The 18423-nt window shown below is 56.0% G+C and carries 16 protein-coding genes; 3 read left to right on the plus strand and 13 right to left on the minus strand.

Going from position 1 to position 18423, the window contains the following annotated elements; genetic code table 11:
- Positions 1-146 precede the first annotated feature (146 nt).
- A complete protein-coding gene (locus tag ACR0BU_RS01765; protein WP_480735066.1) occupies positions 147-1364 on the plus strand; it encodes an ROK family transcriptional regulator in 1218 nt (405 codons plus the stop codon).
- Complete coding sequence (locus ACR0BU_RS01770; protein WP_480735064.1) at positions 1354-2865, plus strand: CRTAC1 family protein; 1512 nt, start codon at positions 1354-1356, stop codon at positions 2863-2865. The genes ACR0BU_RS01765 and ACR0BU_RS01770 overlap by 11 nt, the downstream gene beginning before the upstream one ends.
- Here the strand turns inward: ACR0BU_RS01770 and ACR0BU_RS01775 are convergent, their stop codons facing one another.
- The 13 genes from ACR0BU_RS01775 to ACR0BU_RS01835 form a co-directional block, all read right to left on the minus strand.
- Positions 2866-4164 (minus strand): cytochrome-c peroxidase, encoded by a 1299-nt coding sequence (locus ACR0BU_RS01775; protein WP_298932854.1) that lies wholly within the window; start codon positions 4162-4164, stop codon positions 2866-2868.
- Positions 4161-5090 (minus strand): aldose epimerase family protein, encoded by a 930-nt coding sequence (locus tag ACR0BU_RS01780; RefSeq protein ID WP_480735062.1) that lies wholly within the window; start codon positions 5088-5090, stop codon positions 4161-4163. Before ACR0BU_RS01780 ends, ACR0BU_RS01775 begins: the two co-directional genes overlap by 4 nt.
- Positions 5091-5110: 20 nt before the next feature.
- Entirely contained in the window at positions 5111-6568 is a 1458-nt protein-coding gene (xylB, locus tag ACR0BU_RS01785; RefSeq protein WP_480735060.1) for a xylulokinase, read from the minus strand.
- A 93-nt stretch (positions 6569-6661) separates the two neighbouring features.
- Complete coding sequence (locus ACR0BU_RS01790) at positions 6662-7816, minus strand: Gfo/Idh/MocA family protein (protein ID WP_299077999.1); 1155 nt, start codon at positions 7814-7816, stop codon at positions 6662-6664.
- On the minus strand, positions 7816-8871 hold the full coding sequence (locus ACR0BU_RS01795; protein WP_480735059.1) for a sugar phosphate isomerase/epimerase family protein: 1056 nt from the start codon (positions 8869-8871) through the stop codon (positions 7816-7818). The genes ACR0BU_RS01790 and ACR0BU_RS01795 overlap by 1 nt, the downstream gene beginning before the upstream one ends.
- A 27-nt stretch (positions 8872-8898) precedes the next feature.
- On the minus strand, positions 8899-9927 hold the full coding sequence (locus ACR0BU_RS01800) for a LacI family DNA-binding transcriptional regulator (protein ID WP_480735058.1): 1029 nt from the start codon (positions 9925-9927) through the stop codon (positions 8899-8901).
- A 37-nt stretch (positions 9928-9964) separates the two neighbouring features.
- Positions 9965-11587, minus strand: coding sequence for a dihydroxyacetone kinase subunit DhaK (locus ACR0BU_RS01805; protein WP_480735056.1), 1623 nt, complete (start codon positions 11585-11587; stop codon positions 9965-9967).
- Between the two features lie 11 nt (positions 11588-11598).
- Complete coding sequence (locus ACR0BU_RS01810) at positions 11599-12591, minus strand: ABC transporter ATP-binding protein (protein WP_480735054.1); 993 nt, start codon at positions 12589-12591, stop codon at positions 11599-11601.
- Positions 12584-13681, minus strand: a complete 1098-nt coding sequence (locus tag ACR0BU_RS01815) for an ABC transporter ATP-binding protein (RefSeq protein WP_480735053.1) — start codon at positions 13679-13681, stop codon at positions 12584-12586. Before ACR0BU_RS01815 ends, ACR0BU_RS01810 begins: the two co-directional genes overlap by 8 nt.
- 2 nt (positions 13682-13683) lie before the next feature.
- Positions 13684-13872 (minus strand): hypothetical protein, encoded by a 189-nt coding sequence (locus ACR0BU_RS01820; protein WP_298932870.1) that lies wholly within the window; start codon positions 13870-13872, stop codon positions 13684-13686.
- Positions 13869-14807 carry a carbohydrate ABC transporter permease gene (locus tag ACR0BU_RS01825; protein WP_299077968.1) on the minus strand — a complete coding sequence of 313 codons (939 nt, stop codon included), beginning with the start codon at positions 14805-14807 and terminating at the stop codon, positions 13869-13871. The genes ACR0BU_RS01820 and ACR0BU_RS01825 overlap by 4 nt, the downstream gene beginning before the upstream one ends.
- On the minus strand, positions 14804-15751 hold the full coding sequence (locus ACR0BU_RS01830) for a carbohydrate ABC transporter permease (RefSeq protein WP_298932874.1): 948 nt from the start codon (positions 15749-15751) through the stop codon (positions 14804-14806). The genes ACR0BU_RS01825 and ACR0BU_RS01830 overlap by 4 nt, the downstream gene beginning before the upstream one ends.
- Positions 15752-15832: 81 nt before the next feature.
- A complete protein-coding gene (locus tag ACR0BU_RS01835) occupies positions 15833-17152 on the minus strand; it encodes an ABC transporter substrate-binding protein (RefSeq protein WP_300067637.1) in 1320 nt (439 codons plus the stop codon).
- A gap of 421 nt (positions 17153-17573) precedes the next feature.
- Between ACR0BU_RS01835 and ACR0BU_RS01840 the strand changes: the two genes are divergently transcribed.
- Complete coding sequence (locus tag ACR0BU_RS01840) at positions 17574-18290, plus strand: MOSC domain-containing protein (protein WP_480735050.1); 717 nt, start codon at positions 17574-17576, stop codon at positions 18288-18290.
- Positions 18291-18423 lie beyond the last annotated feature (133 nt).

Below are 18423 nucleotides of genomic sequence, written 5' to 3' on the forward strand. Positions count from 1 at the left end.
CTCCCATTTGCTGAGCCATCGCGTCTCGATTCGTGGCCCTCACCTTTATTGAGTAGCATATTTATTTCAGTCGGTAAAATATTTACTCTATTCGAAATACAGAAATCCAAATAGATTGAAGCCATGACAAGATTCGTGAGGACAAGATGCTGAAAAGCAAAGATTCTCCCAATTCTCTGGATCAAAGAAACGCGACCCGCCTTCGGGTCCTTGAGCATATCAGAACGCGCGGATCGATCTCGCGGACTGATATCGCCTCGGCGTTGGAGACCAGCCCGGCAACAGTCACGGCCGCAACCGCCGATCTGATTGCTGCCGGTCTGATCAAAGAGATTGAAGGCGAAACGTCCTCCAAATCCGCGAAACGCGGCAGACCGAGGGTCCTGCTGCAGTTGGATGGGCGATCCCATCTGGTGGCGGGCCTGAAAGTGGCGCGTCATGTCATCTCGGTCCTGCTAGTCGATTTCGAAGGCAATGAGGTCACGTCGCATATACACAAGCTGCAAGAGGTCCAGATGACGCCGGTTGGATTTATGGCAACCGTTCGACTGGCTCTGGAGGAGGCCTGCAGGAAGATCGACGGGTCAATCGAACAATTGGCAGGTGTCTCAATCGGAATTGCAGGCCTGGTCGATGCCAACCGGAACTTCGTGCATTGGTCATCCTCGATCACCGAGCGAAACGTCGATTTCAACCGTCTGTTTGCAGAAGGCCTGCCCTGCCCTACTTTTGTTGAAAACGACGCCAATCTTGTCGCAAAGGCCGAGCAGTTGTTTGGGCAAGGCAAAGGCCTGAAGAACTTTCTGGTACTAACAATCGAACACGGCGTTGGGCTTGGCATTGTGCTGGATGGCAAGCTCTATCGTGGAGAGCGCGGCTGCGGCGCTGAGTTTGGGCATGCCAAGGTTCAGCTTGATGGTGCCTTGTGCCAGTGCGGCCAACGTGGCTGTCTTGAGGCCTATGTCGGGGACTACGCCTTGTTGCGCGAAATGACGGTCACGGGCCACAGCTCAGAGATGGCTAACGTCTCAGACATCCATGTTCAGGCCAATGCAGGCGATCAGCGCGCAACCTCGGTTCTGGCACGCGCAGGTCAGATGTTCGGTCTCGGAGTGTCCAACCTGATTAATCTATTTGACCCCGAATGCATCATTTTATCCGGCGCTCAGATGAGCATGGAACACCTCTGTTCCGACGACGTCATGAACCGCATCAAAAATGGTGTCGTAAATGTTGATACCCCCTTGCCTGAGATTAAGATTCATCACTGGGGCGATCTGATGTGGTCCAAAGGCGCGGCGGCGTATGGGATTGAACAGGTCTCAATTCTCAAGGTCAAGGAGCTTGCGGCGAATGCGTCCTAAGTTTGCTGTCTTTCTAACCCTCGCCACAGTCGCCAACGCAGAGACCGAAATCCCCCGGTTCGAACGCGTTGAAGTTCCGGCACATATCTACGATGGCGGTTGGGAGCATTTCGTTGGTGGCGGCGTGGCTGTTTTTGATTGTGACGGAGACACTTTACCCGAACTGTTTGTCGCGGGCGGATCAAATCAATCCCGATTGTTCAAGAACACTTCGCAAGAGAAGCTCTCTTTTCGCGCCGAAACTCCTGATCAACTGTCCCTGACCGGCGTGACAGGCGCCTACCCCTTGGACGTTGATAGTGATGGATTCATGGATCTGATTGTCTTGCGCGTGGGCGATGACGTTCTGCTACGAGGCGCGCCGAATTGCGAGTTTGCTCCTTTTGACGCGTTAGGTTTTCAATCCGACGACTATTGGAGCACGGGTTTTTCCGCGACCTGGGAACAAGGACACAACCTCCCGACCCTCGCCTTTGGAACTTATGTGGATCGGCACGATCCTGATGGCCCATTTGAAACCTGTGGACCAACGCTGCTGTATCGGCCGAGTAAAGACAATTACGGACAGCCGCAGCACCTAGAACCCGGTTACTGTTCGCTTTCCATTCTGTTTTCAGACTGGGCTCGTACAGGGCGCGCAGACCTACGTGTCAGCAACGACCGGCACTACTATGTGCGCGGCGGTCAAGAGCAGCTTTGGGCCATGGAGACTCAGCCGCGTTTGTACTCAAGTGATGATGGCTGGCTGCCCTATTCGATCTGGGGAATGGGGATCGCATCTCGGGATCTGACCGGCGACGGATTTCCCGAAGTCTACCTGACGTCGATGGGAGATCAGAAGCTTCAAGTTTTTGATCGCGAGGCCTCCGGCCCGACCTGGCGCGATGCCACCTATGAAAAAGGAACGACTGCGCACAGGCCGCATGTGGGGGGCGATGGCCGCCCATCGACAGGTTGGCATGCACAGTTTGGGGATGTGAATAACGATGGTCTGGACGACATTTTTGTCGCCAAAGGAAACGTCGAGCAAATGCCCGATGCCGCGCTGGACGACCCCAACAATATGCTTTTGCAACAGGCAGATGGCCAGTTTACTGAATCCTCGACCCAATCCGGCACTGCGTCGATGGCCAAGTCCCGCGGGGCGGCATTGACTGACCTGAACAACGACGGCCTGTTGGATCTGGTGGTGGTGAACCGCGGTGCTGGTATGGAAGTCTACCAGAACCAGTCCGCACCCGGAAAATGGCTATTGGTGGATGTAAGCCAGAACCGCACCAACCGCTGGGCCATCGGCGGCTTTATCGAGGTGAAAACCAACTTTGGGTCGCAAACGCGTGAAATCACACTTGGCGGAGGACATGCTGGCGGGAGTATCGGTCTGCATCACTTTGGCCTCGGCGATGCGAACCAGATCGACATCCGAGTGATCTGGCCCGACGGCGAGACGAGCGATTGGCAACGCGTCAGCTCCGGCCAGACGGCCAGATTGACGCGCTGATCAATTCTCGACCGGTAGCCCGCTCGGGACGCTTTCGGGAACACCCAGACGCAATGCCGGATCTTCGAGGCTGGCGAGAAAGCTCAGTATCGCGTTGATTTCAGCATCTGTTAGGCTTGATGGAGCCAATCCATTGGCATCGCCTATTGCCTCAACACTATTCATATCAAGCATTGCGCTTTGATCTTCCGCTCCGGGGAATTCGGGCAACATGGCTTTGTCCACCAAGTAAGTCTGCAAGGACGCCGCCGGGTTTAAGTGGTGCCGCAGCACGTCCTCGAGCGCGGCATAGGCCCCAGAATGTCCGTAGGGCGCGGTCAGTGTCACATTTCTCAATGACGGTGTACGGAAAGCATAGGCATCCCCCTGATCACCCGTTACACGCATTCGTCCTTCGTCGCGTGTATGATTCTCAAACCTCGCCGCTTTTCCAGGGCCGATCTGCGGCATCGCAATGGCGTGGAATGCATGATCGGTTTGAAACCAGCCAGAGTGGCAGGTGCTGCAGCCCGCCTCGCCGTAAAAAAGCTGCATCCCTGCCTGCGCCTGTTCCGATAACGTGTCTTCCCCGCGCATCGCACGGTCGAACGGGCTGTTATCCGCGCGCCACTCAAAGGCGATAAAGTCGGCAACAACGTTTGCGATGGCCGTGAAGGTGACCTCATCCCCAGGCATAACTTCTTCGAAAAGCCGCTTGTATTCCGGAATCGCCGCCACGCGTGCGGCTATCAAATCCCACGCGCCACCGTCCTGAGTCAGAAGCCCAAGACGTACAGCTTTGCTGACCTCGTTTTCCGAGTAATGCCCGGCCATCTCATCAGGCGATAAGACCGGGAACATCGCCTGCGCGGCCAAGGCAGATTGGAACCCCGGTCTCATATGCGTGCCCAAAGGCGTACGGATGCCGTTGGGCTGGTGTGGATCGGCTTCCAGACGCCCATCATGGAAAAAGGTCGTGAACTCAGCGGCGCCAAGGTTCCACAGCCCGGGCGAGTTGCGGGGAATGCGCTGTTCAGGCGGGTTGTTCGGGTCGATCCCGCGATCAGGCCCAAGCCCCACACCACCTTCGCCAATGCCAAGCGAAAGGCCATCCGAGGTGCCGAGATCGGGATGATGGCAGGTTGCACAGCTGATGTTTTTGTTGCCCGACAGGATCGGGTCATAGAACAATAGTTGACCAAGCTGGGCATTTGCAAAGTCGGGCTCGGCAAACTCTGGTCTGGGTCCGAGGTCTTGCGCGTTGGCGCCTGTGGAGATCAGGCAAGCGCCCAGCGCCATAGCAACTACGCAATGCTTCATGCTCGCATCCCTGAAATTTCTAAGTCTAGTGTCTGGCGATAGGGGTTGCCTGGCGAGTAGATGGTTGGCGGAAACGAAGCAACGTTGATCGCGTTGGGATAGCCTGAGGGTTCGATACAGATCCCGCCCTCCCGATTGAAAGGTGCAGACAGATGCGCCACAGAATACACCTGCGTGCCGGGCTGGTCAGAATACACGCTGAGCTTGAGGCCACTGCCTGCCTCGACCTCGGCAATTGGGTTCTGCGGTGACCTTTGGGGATCAAAAACAAAGAAATGATCTATGGCCCGTGAGGCGCTGCCGATCGGTTTCGAAAGGGTGAAGTCCAACCCAACGTCATGCACTTGCCGAAGCTGTCCCGTGGGTATTCCGTGCTCATCGATGTCGAGCAGTCGATCTGACGCCAACTGCAGACAGGTATCTTCGATGCCACTGGCGCTGCCCAGTGAGTAGTAGTTGTGCTGCGCAACGCTAATAGGCGTCGGTCGATCTGGTCTCGCGGAAATCGCATAAGTGAGACGAGGGTAGTTCAGGGACACCCTGACTTCGAACTGCACTTCACCCGGGAACCCATTGTCACCGTCTGGCGATACGAAGCCCAGCACAGCCTCGTTTTCTGCGGCTTGGCTAAGTGTCCAATTTTGCCGAGACAGACCTGTTGCCCCACCATGAAGCGTATTCGCCCCTTCGTTCGCGCTTAACGGATACCGGATTCCGTCGAGCTGCATGTCTGCACCACCTATCCGATTGGCAACCCGCCCGACAATCGCACCCAGATAATAGGGGTCCGTCAGGTAATCCTGCGGGTCTTCATAGCCCAGGATCAAAGGCGTGTCGTTGATCCACCACCCCTGAGTAATCGCCCCGTAACTCAGCAAAGACACGGACATCGTGTGGTCATTCAGCAATACACGATCAATATGCACTGGTGTTCCCTGACCTGCCTTCATCGCGCCGCGAGCGGCGCGAGCGCTTTGTAGGATTGGCTGTAGAGCTGATACTTGCTTTCGTAAGCGTCGAACAGATCCGCACGCGGGTCAATAACGTCCGAGGTTTGAGGGGGCACCATGACATCGCCAGGGTTAGCACCGCTGACCGCGCAGGCAGCCAGACGGGCGGCACCAATGGCGGCCCCGAACTCACTGCCATCGGGCAGCGCAAGCGGCACCTTCAGTACGGTCGCAAGCGTTTCCAGCCAGAACCGAGAGCGCACGCCGCCGCCCACAGCCAGCAAGCGGTCGGGTTCCGTACCGGTGCTTTTCAACGCCTCCAGACAGTCTCGCATCGCAAAGGCAACTCCATCCATGACAGATTGCGTCAGATCGACAGGCCCTGCCGACACATCAATACCCAGAAATGCACCCCGGATATCGCTGTTGTTGTGGGGCGTCCTCTCTCCGGACAGGTAGGGCAGAAAGGTAATGGCTGAGGGTCCGGTCAGTGTTTCCGGTAACGCCGCCGCCAGTGATCCAACCGATTGACCAAGATTTCGTGACAACCAGTTCATGCTGTTTGTGGCCGACAATATGACTCCCATTTGGATCCACCGCTCGGGAACCGCGTGACAAAAGCAATGAACAGCGGTTTCAGGGTCCGGCGCGTACGAGTTTTTTGCAACAAGCAGAACACCGGATGTGCCCAGCGAGACAAATCCCGACCCCTCATCAATACTGCCAATTCCGCAGGCCGCAGCGGCGTTATCACCAGCGCCCCCTGCGACTACAACTGGCCCGGACAGGCCCCATTCCTGCAGCAACCCGGTTCTAAGCTCACCTCCGGGTGCGCTGCCTTCCACTAACCGGGGCATCTGATCGACGCTCATGTGGCTTAGATCAAGGGCGGTTTCCGACCACGCCCGTTGTCCGACATCCAGCCAAGAGGTCCCGGCACTATCGGACATCTCGCTGATGTAGTCTCCGGTTAGCCAGAAACGCAGATAATCTTTCGGCAGCAACACTTTTGTGGTCTTGGCGAACACACCAGGTTCGTGGTTCCGCACCCATTCCAGTTTGGGGGCGGTGAACCCGGGAAAAACGATGTTGCCGGTAATGGTGCGCATCTCGGGCTTTTGGTCCAGAGCGGCCGCTTCTTCGGCGGATCTGGTGTCGTTCCACAGGATACATGGTCGCAGCACTTTGCCTTCAGCGTCCAGCAGAGTTGCACCGTGCATATGACCGCTTAGGCCGATGCCTCGAACCGCGGACAACGCGCTGGCATCCACAGCACGCAATGACGCGATCACCTGTTTGCAGGCTTCAATCCAATCCTCGGGCGCTTGTTCGGACCAGCCGGGTTTTGGCGTTGAGGTCTCGATACCTGCTTCAGCCTCAGCAACAACTTTCCACTCGTCGTTCACCAAAATCCCGCGAAGACCTGATGTCCCCAAATCCAGACCTAGATACACTCAAAACTCCTTCTTTCACCGCGCATTTCGGGCCGCGCGCGACCCTGTTGTTTTAGCCCATCGCACCCAGCGCTGACGGGCCAACTGGTTACCCTAGCCGAGCTTTACCCACGCCGCGTTTCGTGCCGAGCTTTGTACACAAGCCGCGACAAACTTCACGCCATTTAAGCCATCCTGAACAGTTGGATACATAACCGCAGTATCGGATGATTTCCCTGTTCTGAAGGCCTGAATCGCTTCTGCAGCTTCGCTGTAGATATTCGCAAACCCTTCCAGATACCCCTCCGGATGGCCGGGCGGCACGCGGCTTAGTCGGTTGGCAGCTTCACCTGCACCGGGCCCATTGCGGGTGATCAGGCGCTTGGATTCACCGTAGGGCGAAAACCACAAATAGTTCGGATCTTCCTGCGCCCATTCCAAGCCACCCTTTTCCCCATAAACACGCAGACGCAGGGCGTTTTCATTTCCCGGTGCGACCTGTGAGGACCATAGCATCCCGCGTGCACCGCCATCAAACCGCAGCAAGACATGGGCGTTGTCATCAACTTTGCGACCAGGAACGAAGGCCTGCAAATCCGCGGCGAGGCTTTCGGCCTGCAGCCCGGTGACGAAACAGGCAAGGTTGTAGGCATGAGTTCCGATATCTCCTGTCGAGCCACCCGCACCCGAGCGTTCGGGATCGGTTCGCCACTCTGCCTGCTTGAAATCCTGCTGTTCTGTCAGCCAGTCCTGCGGATACTCAACCTGAACCACGCGGATTTTCCCGATCTCACCATTGGCTATCATCTCACGCGCTTGCCGAACCATGGGATAACCCGTGTAGTTATGGGTCAGGATGAACAAAGCGTCCGCGCTTTCGGCCGCTTTGACCAGTTTCTTTGCATCGCTCAACGTCGATGTCAGCGGCTTGTCGCAAATGACATGGATACCGCGTTTCAGAAATTCGCGCGCTGCTGTGTAATGCACGTGATTGGGGGTAACGATTGAGACCGCCTCGATTCCGGATTTTAGCCGCGCCTCGCGTATCGCCATCTGCTTGAAGTCGTCATAGACCCGCGCAATCCCCAGTGCCTCTCCGCTCTCGCGGGACTTTTCAGGTGTCGAGGACAAGGCCCCAGCGACCAGTTCAAACTTGTCGTCCAGCCGCGCCGCGATGCGATGCACGCCCCCGATGAAGGCGTCATTTCCACCGCCGACCATACCTAGGCGAATACGTCCCGAACTATCTTCACTGCGTCCCGTAACCATCAGTCAATCCCCAGCATTTTTCGGTTGGCTGCTTCGTCGGTGCCACCGTCCGCAAAGTCATCAAAGGCCCTTTCCGTCACGCGAATGATGTGGTCCGACACGAATTGAGCGCCCTCGCGCGCGCCATCCTCTGGATGCTTCAGACAGCATTCCCACTCAACCACAGCCCAGCCGTCGAAATTGTTGGCCGCCATTTTCGAGAAGACTGCCCCGAAATCCACCTGACCATCCCCAAGTGACCGGAACCGCCCAGCCCGATCCACCCAGCTTTGGTATCCAGAGTACACGCCCTGTCGACCGGTTGGATTGAACTCGGCATCTTTAACATGGAACATTCGAATCCGATCCTTGTAGATGTCGATATTGTCCAGATAATCGAGGCATTGCAGCACGTAGTGTGACGGATCGTATAGCATGCAGGCACGCGCGTGGTTACCGGTCCGTTCAAGGAACATCTCATAGGTCACACCATCATGCAGATCCTCGCCCGGATGGATCTCGTAACAGACATCCACACCGCAATCTTCCGCGTGATCCAGAATGGGCCTCCAGCGACGCGCAAGCTCATCAAAGGCCGTTTCGATCAGACCAGCGGGGCGTTGCGGCCATGGGTAAACATATGGCCAGGCCAGCGCTCCTGAGAAGGTCGCATGCGCCGAAATCCCCATATTCCGTGACGCCGACAGGGCTTTTTTGACCTGATCGACAGCCCATTCCTGCCTGGCCTTGGGGTTTCCCCGCACGCTTTCGGCCGCAAACCCGTCGAATGCCGTGTCATAGGCCGGATGTACGGCTACCAACTGCCCCTGCAGGTGCGTCGACAGCTCGGTTACCTCAACACCATTTTCCAAGGCTTTGCCTTTGAATTCATCGCAGTAGTCGACACTGGATGCAGCGGTTTCAAGATCGAATAGCCGGCCATCCCAGCTGGGCACCTGAACGCCCTTATATCCGCAATCGGCAACCCATCGCGTAATGGCATCCCACGAGTTGAACGGAGCGTCGTCCCCGGCGAACTGCGCCAAAAACAATGCTGGGCCCTTGATCGTCTTCATAATTTTTCCTCCCCATAACCTAAGCCGCTATGGCGGCAAATTTTCCTTAAGGTAGATGTCGATGCGAATGCGCTCCTGCGCCCTGTTGAACGGAACCTTGTCGGTTGTCGCGCGCAGCAGACGCACGGCAGAGCGGACGATATGCCCTGAATCCTGTGAAATCAGCGCGTCGAACGTGCCACGGCACAGCGCCTCGCGGCTCAGCGGTGTCAACTCGTGGGCGATGATCGCCATATCCTTGCCGACCTTGCTTTCCGACAGAAACTGGACCAGCCCCGCGTTGCCTGCGGCTGAAGAATAGATTCCAACCAGATCAGGATAGGTCTCAAAAATCTCGGGCATCATCTTGTAAATCAGATCCGGGTCATCCCGACCTTCCACGGATGCAACGACTTCGAGATGCGGAAAATCTTCAGCAACCACCAGATCAAAGCCCTGACGCCGCTCCAAATGGTCACGCGCCAAGCGTGAACCGGTCAGAACCAGAACCTTCCCAGGCCGATGCACAAACCGCCCCATCAACTGAGCCGCAGTACGCCCGGCAGATACGTTGTCAATTCCAACGAAATGATCCCGGTCCGAGCTGGGAAGGTCAGAGACCAGCGCCACAACCGGCACACCCTTGTCCCTAACCCGTTTTACCGCGTCTCTAACTGATGGTGTTTCCGGGCCAAAAACGGCCACGCCATCGACATCTCGCCCATCGACCCCATCCAGGATTTCAACAATATCTTGCGGGTCAAACGGAGCGACCCTTTTGATCGTCATCCGCGTCCGCTCAATGAACTGGTCCCGCGATTGCTCGCCGATCTGAGTGCTGAGCGCCTCGACAAATTCGTTATCCGCGTCCGGTAAAACGAAGAGGAAATTATAGACACGATTGCGCGCAAGGTTCGCGGCGGCGGTGTCGCGGACATAGCCCAGCTCATCGATGGCCTTGTGCACTTTCTGGACCGTCACCGCCCTAACACCAGGCCGTCTGTTCAACACACGATCAACCGTAGCCAAGCTTACGCCGGCTACCCGCGCGATGTCGTTCACCGTTGGTTTCTTCACCAATTCTAACTTTTGTTTTTGGTCTTCCACTGTTCTGCTATTCCTCAATCTCCTGCGCCAACCCTTCGAATAGCAATGCGACGACTTCGGCGCCGGGATCATTGTGCCCAATCAGGTTTTCCTCGGGAACATAAGCTGCGCGACCTGCCTTCGCACGATGAATATTAGCTGTTCGGTCAGCGCCTTGCCGTGCGGCTTTCGCAGCTTGGGGTAAGCCTGCCGGTAGCGCTTCTAGCGCAGGTTCAAGTGCGTCGATCATGGTCCGATCGCCCAGTTTTGCACCGCCCACCTGACGGACCCTGTTCAAGCCTTCGGCCAAGGATTTAGCCACCGACGCGCCGCTTGCGCAGGCATCCCCCGCCGCGTTGAAGAAGATCGCCAGGATCACACCAGACGAGCCGCCCATCGTCTGGCTCAACTCATTGCCCAGGGCTGGAAATAGCTGCGTCAGATCGGCAAGAGGCATCCGGTCCAGACTGGCCTGCAAAGCCCGGGCCGCGGTAGCCAACGTACTGCCCGTATCACCGTCCCCCGACTTGGCATCCAGCGCATTCAGGTCTTGTTCTGCGCCAATCAACAGTGCGGACAATCGGGTGATCGTGTCCCTGGTGGCCGGGTTATTCGACGGGATCGGATCGATCGGCGTCAAACCATCCGGCAAAGGCGCGATCTTTACCGGAGCAATGGAATTGACGCCCGGCCACGCGACAAGATCGACCGGGCCTTTAAGGGCCGCCAACTCATCAGAACCTACGGGCAAGACCGACACGGAAAACCCATGCATGTCCAGCGAAGTCATCATCGGCGCGGGCCCGATGATATGGCGCGCAATACCGGTTTCAGAAAGCGCATGCGTCAGAACCGCCATTTCCAGTGGCGTTGTCGAGCCGAGGTTATTCACCAACGCCACGCAATCGCCCGCTCCTACCCGCTGTTTAAGTTTGTCAACGACCGTAGACATGGCCGTAACAGCATCTGAAAAATCCACTTGCTGCACACCGGGTTCGCCGTGGATGCCCAGTCCCAATTCCGCTTTTCCCGGAGCTATCCTGTCTTCTTTCGGTGATCCCGGAACGGTGCACGTATCCAAGCTCATGCCAATGCTGACGACTTTTTCGATGACCGTCTTTGCCGCATTGGTCACAGTGCCAAGATTCGCCCCACCCTCAGCCAACGCACCTGCAATCTTGTGAACAAACAACGTGCCCGCCACGCCACGGGGTTGCGGAAGGTCAGGCAGGGCAATGTCGTCATCTACCACAACCATTTCCACCTGCCGACCCAGCGCGCGGGCGCGTTCTGCGGCGAGCCCAAAGTTCAGCCGGTCCCCGGTATAATTCTTGACGATCAGCAAACAGCCCGCTTCACCCGTCACCGCCAGAATTCCGGCCAACACGGCCTCGACCGACGGAGAGGCAAAGACCTCGCCGCACACCGCGGCGGTCAGCATTCCAGCGCCGACAAACCCGGCATGCGCAGGTTCGTGGCCGGATCCACCTCCGGACACCAATGCGACCTTGGACTTGTCCCAATCCGATCGGTAGACCACCTTGATATGAGGATACCCGTCCAACCGTGTGAGTGTGCCACCCGAGGAGGACAAAAGGCCGTCAATCGCATCTGTCACAAGGGTTTCTTTGGTGTTGAGGAACTGGGCCATGCTTTTGCTCCTTAAGTCACACGCGCGCCGGACGCGTCGAAATACAACGGGTTGTTGGGTCTGATTTTTATTGTCTTTCCGGCGGGGTAATCCTGATGAACATCAATTAGAGTCACGATCGGGTACCCGTGCAGATCAAGATGCAACCTTGTCTGGTCGCCCAGATGTTCGGCGCGGATCACACGGGCCTCGATGCCTTCGCCTTCAACGATGTTCTCGGGGCGCAGACCGATCTGCGGAGCCTTGTGATCGCCGCCAAACAGCTCGGAAGGCAGGATGTTGATCCGCGGCAGGCCGAGACGGCTGGCGACATACACACTGCCTGGATTTTCGTAGATGTCGCGGGGAGTGCCATATTGGACAAGCTTGCCGTCTTCCAAAACACCAATATGCGTCGCCATGGTCATCGCCTCGACCTGATCATGCGTCACGTATAAAAGCGTGGAACCCAAATCCGCCTGAATTCTCTTCAATTCAACCCGCAAATCCGCCCGCAGCTTTGCGTCCAAAGAGCTGAGCGGTTCGTCCATAAGGAAAATCTGAGGATCCCGAACCAGCGCCCGCCCGATTGAAACACGTTGCATCTCTCCGCCCGACAGTTCGGTTGCCTTGTTGTCCAGCTTGTGCGGGATCTGAAGGATTTCAGCGACCTCACCCACTTTGCGTGTGATCTCGTCTTCAGGTGTCTTTAGGATCGGGGATCGCAGCGGAAAGGACAGGTTTTCGCGCACCGTCATATGTGGGTAAAGCGAGTATTGCTGAAACACCATGGCCACATCGCGCTGGGCAGGCGTTTCAAACCCGACATCGCGACCGTCAATACGAACCGATCCCGAATCCAGCTTCTCCAGCCCCGAGATCAACCGTAATGTCGTTGTTTTCCCCGCCCCAGTTGGCCCCAGCAACACCACAAAGGCCCCGTCAGGGATGATCATCGAGATATTGTCGACCGCCTTCAGAATGCCAAAGGATTTTGAGATTTGATCCAATACGACTTCAGCCATTGGTCAGCACCTCATTGTTCAGGACAGATCGCAAAGCTCGGCCTGTGGGCTGTTCGAACAATGTCACCATCGCGGACCGGAACTCCAACCCGACCGTTTCGCCGGGGCTGACGGTATCGCGAGCGTCAATACGAGCCTTCAGCTCTCCGTTTGGGCTTTGAAGCGTCACGATCTGGGTGGTTCCCAGATATTCTGCGGCCAGTACCTTGGCGCGGTAGCTGCTGTTGTCGGACAGAAACACATGCTCGGGGCGGACACCGAACACCAGCTCGCCCTCGGCGGCCTCAAGCGACTGCGGCACTGCCTCATCATGACCGTTCAAACGCACCATGTCCGATCCGGGTTCGACCTTGCCTTGAAACGGCAAAAAGTTCATTGACGGCGACCCGATGAAATCCGCAACAAACATGGTTGCGGGCTTGTCATAGATTTCCTGCGGGGTTCCGAATTGTTCGATCACCGCATTGTTCATCACGACGATCTTGTCGCCCATTTGCATGGCTTCTAACTGATCATGCGTGACGTAAACTGTTGTGGCCCCCATACGGTCATGCAGCCCGCGCAGTTCTTCGGCCATATGTTCGCGAAACTCGGCATCCAACGCACCCAGCGGTTCATCCATCATGAAAGCCTTGGGTTCACGCACGATTGCCCGTCCCAATGCAACACGCTGCCGGTCACCGCCTGACAGCCCGCCCACCGGGAGGTCCAGAATATCATGTATACCCAGAATTCCGGCGACTTCGTTCACCTTGGCTTTTACCGCGGCGCGCGGCATCCCCTGAGAGATCAGCGGATAGCTAATGTTCTTGCGCACGTTCATATGCGGATAAAGCGCAAACATTTGAAAGACAAAGGCAATATCACGCTCGGACGGGGGTCTTTGGCTGATCTCTTCTCCGTCCAGATAGATCTCGCCCGAGGTCGGAAGCTCAAGCCCTGCGATCATCCGCAAGGTCGTGGTTTTCCCACATCCCGAAGGCCCCAGGAGCATGAAGAACTCACCATCTTCGATCGTGAACGAGCTTTCGCGGACTGCCGTGAAATCGCCGAACATCTTCTTGACGTTTTTGACTACGATCTGGGCCATTTCTACTCCGGAAAATGGCTGACGACGATGAACATAACCGTTCCGATCAGCGTGACGATGAATGAGTATGTGAAGGCCCAAAGAACAAAGGGTTGCATCAACATGAAGACCCCAAGCGCGATCAGGATGGTTGCGACCATCTCCCATGGGCCACGGCGGAATCGCATCAGACCTGACAGAAAATCACTCATTTGCGTACCGCTCCAAAGGTAATCCCGCGCAGCAGGTGCTTGCGCATCAGGATAGTGAAAACCATTACGGGAATTAGGAAGATCGTCGCCCCGGCCGCAACTGCCGGCCAATCCAACCCCCCAACTCCGATGATGGTGGGGATGAAAGGCGGTGCGGTCTGAGCGGTAGCCGAAGTCAGCAGCACAGCAAACGCGTATTCATTCCATGCGAAGATAAGGCAAAAGATCGCCGTCGATGCGATGCCCGTCGCGGCCTGTGGCAAGACCACTTTGTAGAATGCCTGAAACCTTGTATAGCCGTCGATCAGCGCCGCCTCTTCGTATTCGCGCGGGATTTCATCGATGAAGCCTTTCAGCAGCCAGACCGCGAGTGAGATATTCACGCCCGTGTACAGCAGGATCATCCCCAGATGCGTATCGCTAAGCCCCAGGTTCCTGAACATCAGGAATATGGGAATGGCCACGGCCACCGGCGGCATCATCCGCGTGCTGAGGATAAAGAACAGCAGATCATCCTTAAGCGGAACCTTGAACCGGCTGAATGCATAAGCCGCCAGTGTGCCCAGGAAGATGCTCAGGAAGGTTGATCCAAACCCAATGATTACGGAGTTCATAAAGCGCTCGCCAAACTTGGACGGCCCGACGATCACCATGTCATATTGCCTGACGATCTCATCCGCCCAGTTCTGTGGTGGGTTCGCGTCTAGAAACTCCTGCGTTTGCCGGGTTCGGGTGGTGAATAGGTTTACGTATCCCTCCAGCGTCGGGTCGAACACGACTTTGGGGGGATAACTGATGGCATCGGCCGGGGATTTGAACCCGGTCAGCAAGATCCAGACCAACGGAATCATGGTTATCAGCGCATAGGTGATGACCAACGTCCCTGCGACCCACTTGGACCGTTTTGAAGGTTCGGTTACCGAAAAGCTGCTCATCGTTGTTTCACCTTGTTCAAGGCTTTCACGTATATGGACGCCAGGCCAAACACCGTTACAAACAGGATGATTGCGTAGGCCGAGGCATAGCCAGTGCGCCATTTCTCAAACGCTTCGCGCTTCAGATTGATTGACGTCAGCTCGGTCGTTGAACCTGGCCCGCCACCTGTCAGCTGGACCACAAGATCGAACATCTTGAAGTTCTCGATCCCGCGGAATAGGACCGCTAGCATCAGGAACGGCAGCACCATCGGGATGGTTATCGTAAAGAACTGCCGCAGCTTGCTGGCCCGGTCGACCTCTGCGGCCTCATAGATGTAATCGGGAATACTGCGCAGCCCGGCCAGACAGATCAGCATCACAAACGGCGTCCACATCCAGGTGTCCACGATCACAATCGCCCAAGGTGCCAACTGGACCGATCCCAGCATCTCAAAGCTGGATGGATCCTTGCCGGAGAACCAGGACACGATGTAGTTGAACAGACCTATCTGTGGCTGATACAGGAACTTCCAGAAATTCCCGACCACCGCAGGAGACAGCATCATCGGCAACACGATGATCGTCGTCCAAAGGTCATTACCCTTGAACTTCTTGTTCAGCAGCCAGGCCAGCGTAAACCCGATCAGCACCTGAAAGAAGATCGTCCAGAACAGAAAATGGGCCGTCGCCTGCATGTTCAGCCACGTGTCGGAATCCGTCAGAATGCGTTCATAATTCCGGAACCCGACATCTTTGACCTCACGCCCGATCCGGTTGGCTTTGAAATTGGTAAAGCTCAGTTGGATGGTCCAGATCAGTGGAAAGATATTGATCGCCAGCAGCAAAAAGATCGTGGGGGAGATAAAGATCCAAGCGATCGCCCGATCTGACAATCCCCGAATTTTTCGCGCAACTCGAACGGGCGTTGCCTTCGCAACGCGATCTACGGTCCTGTCAGACATCTCTTTGCCAGTTCTTGTCGGTTTCGGACTCTGAGAGAAATGCAGGAGCGGGTCTGATCCCGCTCCTGTCCGGTTTCCGGATTACAACTTGCCTTCGTCTTCGAAGGTCTCGGTCCAATCCTCGATCAAAAGATCCAGCGCTTCCTGTGCCGTGCCCTGATCGGCAACAACGTAATCATGAATACGCTTTTGCATCGCCAGCAACAGCTCGGCATAAGCCGGCTCTTGCCAGAAATCCTGAACATCATTCATGGCCAAAAGGAAATCGCCGGCAAACGGGGCGCTATCAACAAACCCCGGATCCTGCAGCACCGAGTTGTGTGCGGAATATCCACCCAGTTCCCACCACTTGGCTTGAACCGCAGGCTGCGCGAACCACTTGATGTATTCCAGGGCCGCATCCTGCTTGTCAGAATAGCTGACAACGGAAATACCCTGCCCGCCCAATGTCGAGCCAGCCTGATTTTGCGGTGGATTCACAAAGAAGTCGATCTTGTCACCGCCCGTACTTGGATCTGCGTAAAGACCCGGGAAGAACGCAAACCAGTTCATAGCCATGGCGACCTGACCGGACTTAAAGGCGTCCAGGCTCTCACCCATGTATGAATTGGTGTATCCCGGAGGCGTCGCGGTCTTGTAGAACTCTTTGTAGAATTCCAGTGCTTCGACGGCCTCGGGCGAATTTACTGCCCCCTCCATATCATAGGACCCCGGAGTGTTTTCATATTTGAACCCCCATGGGTAAAGCGCACCGGTCACACCCATTGTGATGCCTTCCGAGCCACGCTCGGTGAAGATCGCAGCACCGTAAACGGTCTTGCCGTCAATCTCGCGTCCCTGGAAAAACTGTGCGATCTGCAGCAGTTCTTTCTGGGATTCCGGTTCGCGCAGATCTTGCCCGGTGGCTTCTTTGTAAGCAGCCTGAATCTCAGGATCTTCAAACCAGTCTTTGCGATAAAACCATCCGTTGGCATCACCCATCGCTGGCAGCGCATAATAGTTCGGCGTGCCTTTGGGCCAAGTCGAATAGGCGTAGACGGTGGCTGGGGCAAAATCATCCATACTGATGCTTTCAGCATCAAAAAATTCGTTCAGCTGGACATAATGGCCGTTTTCCGCGCCACCCCCGATCCACTGGCTGTCGCCAATCAGCAGATCACAAAGCTTACCGCCCGAGTTCAATTCGTTCAGCATCCGGTCCGCAAAGTTCGGCCAAGGCACGAACTCAAAATTCATCGTATGGCCGGATTCGGCTTCGAATTCCTTGGACAGTTCGACAAGCGCATTGGCCGGGTCCCAAGCTGCCCAGCATAATGTCAAATCTTCAGCATTTGCCTTGGTAGAAAGAGTAGTAGCGGCAAGGACTATTGCGCTGGCCGAGGCCAGTTTTGAGTAAGTCATCCATTCCTCCCTTTTTTGCGCCGTCAATCGAGGATGTGCGAATCGCGGCATGTTTCCAAGGCTATTTGAGGTACGCACCTCAAGTCCAGATATTTTTGAGGTTCGTACCTCATCGCGCCGCCATCGACCGTCTGATGTATTGCTAATTATTTGTTTTTATTTGCTTTCTAAAAGAACCAGAATCTGCACGCCGGCCCATAGCAATATCTGTGATTTGAAATCCCGAACAAAGCGCAGCTATGTTCCTCATGTTCGCGGCAACCGCCAACGACACCCAAATTAACTCTGGTATTGCTCAAGCGAACGCCGCACCATTCTGAGCAAACGGCAATTGAACTATTGCGTAAGGCGCGATTTCATGACCACTCTTTCGATCTCCCGGTTGAACAGATTTCCAGTCAAGGGACTGAGCGCAGAGCCAATGACTTCAGTCGCCCTGCGCCCAGCCGAGGGCATCCCCGGCGACCGCCTTTTCGGCTTTGCACGGTACAATTCGGGCTTCGATCCAAGCGACCCACAACCCTTGCCCAAGGACCGGTTTGTGGTTCTGTTGAAAGAGGCCGAGTTGGCGAGCCTGCAGACACGGTTCTCCGCTGACAGCCAAATCCTTGAAGTCTCGCGCAACAGTGAGTTTTTCAGGTTCAATATGCGGACATCACAAGGGCGCAAGGACGCGGCCGCTTTCCTGCATAGGGAACTCGCCCTGGCTGATCCTGAACCGCCTGTATTTGTGTCGTCCGAACCGCACCGGTTCACCGATGTTTCCGTCGTCTCCCCTGTCATGATGAATGCAATATCCGTGCTGAACCTCGCTTCGGTTCAGGCGCTGAGCCGCCATCTGGGTGAAAATGTCCACCCCGCTAGGTTTCGCGCCAATATCGAAATAGATGGCCTGCCACCTTTCGCTGAGTTGGATGCCATAGGATCCACATTGGTATTTGGGGACGTTGAACTACGACTTCTGCAGCGCACCAAAAGATGCGCCGCGACCGAAGTTAACCCGGAAACGGCCGAGCGCGACCTCAAACTCCCTTACCTATTGCGGAAACACTTGGGTCATACGGATATGGGCGTTTACGTTGAGGTCGCTAAACCTGGTGAATTGCGTTTGGGACAGTCAGGTCACTTGTTGGCTTGATCGCAAAGACCCCAAATCCTGGAACATGGGGTCGCATAAGTCGACGTTTTCGACCTGGCAGCCCACTTTGATCCACCCCCGAACCACTCTGACCTAAATACCCGTGAAATGGATTGGGGTCAGGATTCATTGG

The sequence above is a fragment of the Ruegeria sp. CK2 genome, assembly GCF_056536585.1.

Excerpts from the sequence above, each read along its gene's own strand:
- ACR0BU_RS01825 (WP_299077968.1), bottom strand. The coding sequence starts at position 14,807 with ATGAGCAGCTTTTCGGTAACCGAACCTTCAAAACGGTCCAAGTGGGTC.
- ACR0BU_RS01770 (WP_480735064.1), top strand. The coding sequence starts at position 1,354 with ATGCGTCCTAAGTTTGCTGTCTTTCTAACCCTCGCCACAGTCGCCAAC.
- ACR0BU_RS01810 (WP_480735054.1), bottom strand. The coding sequence starts at position 12,591 with ATGGCTGAAGTCGTATTGGATCAAATCTCAAAATCCTTTGGCATTCTG.
- ACR0BU_RS01790 (WP_299077999.1), bottom strand. The coding sequence starts at position 7,816 with ATGGTTACGGGACGCAGTGAAGATAGTTCGGGACGTATTCGCCTAGGT.
- ACR0BU_RS01820 (WP_298932870.1), bottom strand. The coding sequence starts at position 13,872 with ATGAGTGATTTTCTGTCAGGTCTGATGCGATTCCGCCGTGGCCCATGG.
- ACR0BU_RS01765 (WP_480735066.1), top strand. The coding sequence starts at position 147 with ATGCTGAAAAGCAAAGATTCTCCCAATTCTCTGGATCAAAGAAACGCG.
- ACR0BU_RS01775 (WP_298932854.1), bottom strand. The coding sequence starts at position 4,164 with ATGAAGCATTGCGTAGTTGCTATGGCGCTGGGCGCTTGCCTGATCTCC.
- ACR0BU_RS01795 (WP_480735059.1), bottom strand. The coding sequence starts at position 8,871 with ATGAAGACGATCAAGGGCCCAGCATTGTTTTTGGCGCAGTTCGCCGGG.
- ACR0BU_RS01835 (WP_300067637.1), bottom strand. The coding sequence starts at position 17,152 with ATGACTTACTCAAAACTGGCCTCGGCCAGCGCAATAGTCCTTGCCGCT.
- ACR0BU_RS01815 (WP_480735053.1), bottom strand. The coding sequence starts at position 13,681 with ATGGCCCAGATCGTAGTCAAAAACGTCAAGAAGATGTTCGGCGATTTC.
- ACR0BU_RS01830 (WP_298932874.1), bottom strand. The coding sequence starts at position 15,751 with ATGTCTGACAGGACCGTAGATCGCGTTGCGAAGGCAACGCCCGTTCGA.
- ACR0BU_RS01840 (WP_480735050.1), top strand. The coding sequence starts at position 17,574 with ATGACTTCAGTCGCCCTGCGCCCAGCCGAGGGCATCCCCGGCGACCGC.
- ACR0BU_RS01805 (WP_480735056.1), bottom strand. The coding sequence starts at position 11,587 with ATGGCCCAGTTCCTCAACACCAAAGAAACCCTTGTGACAGATGCGATT.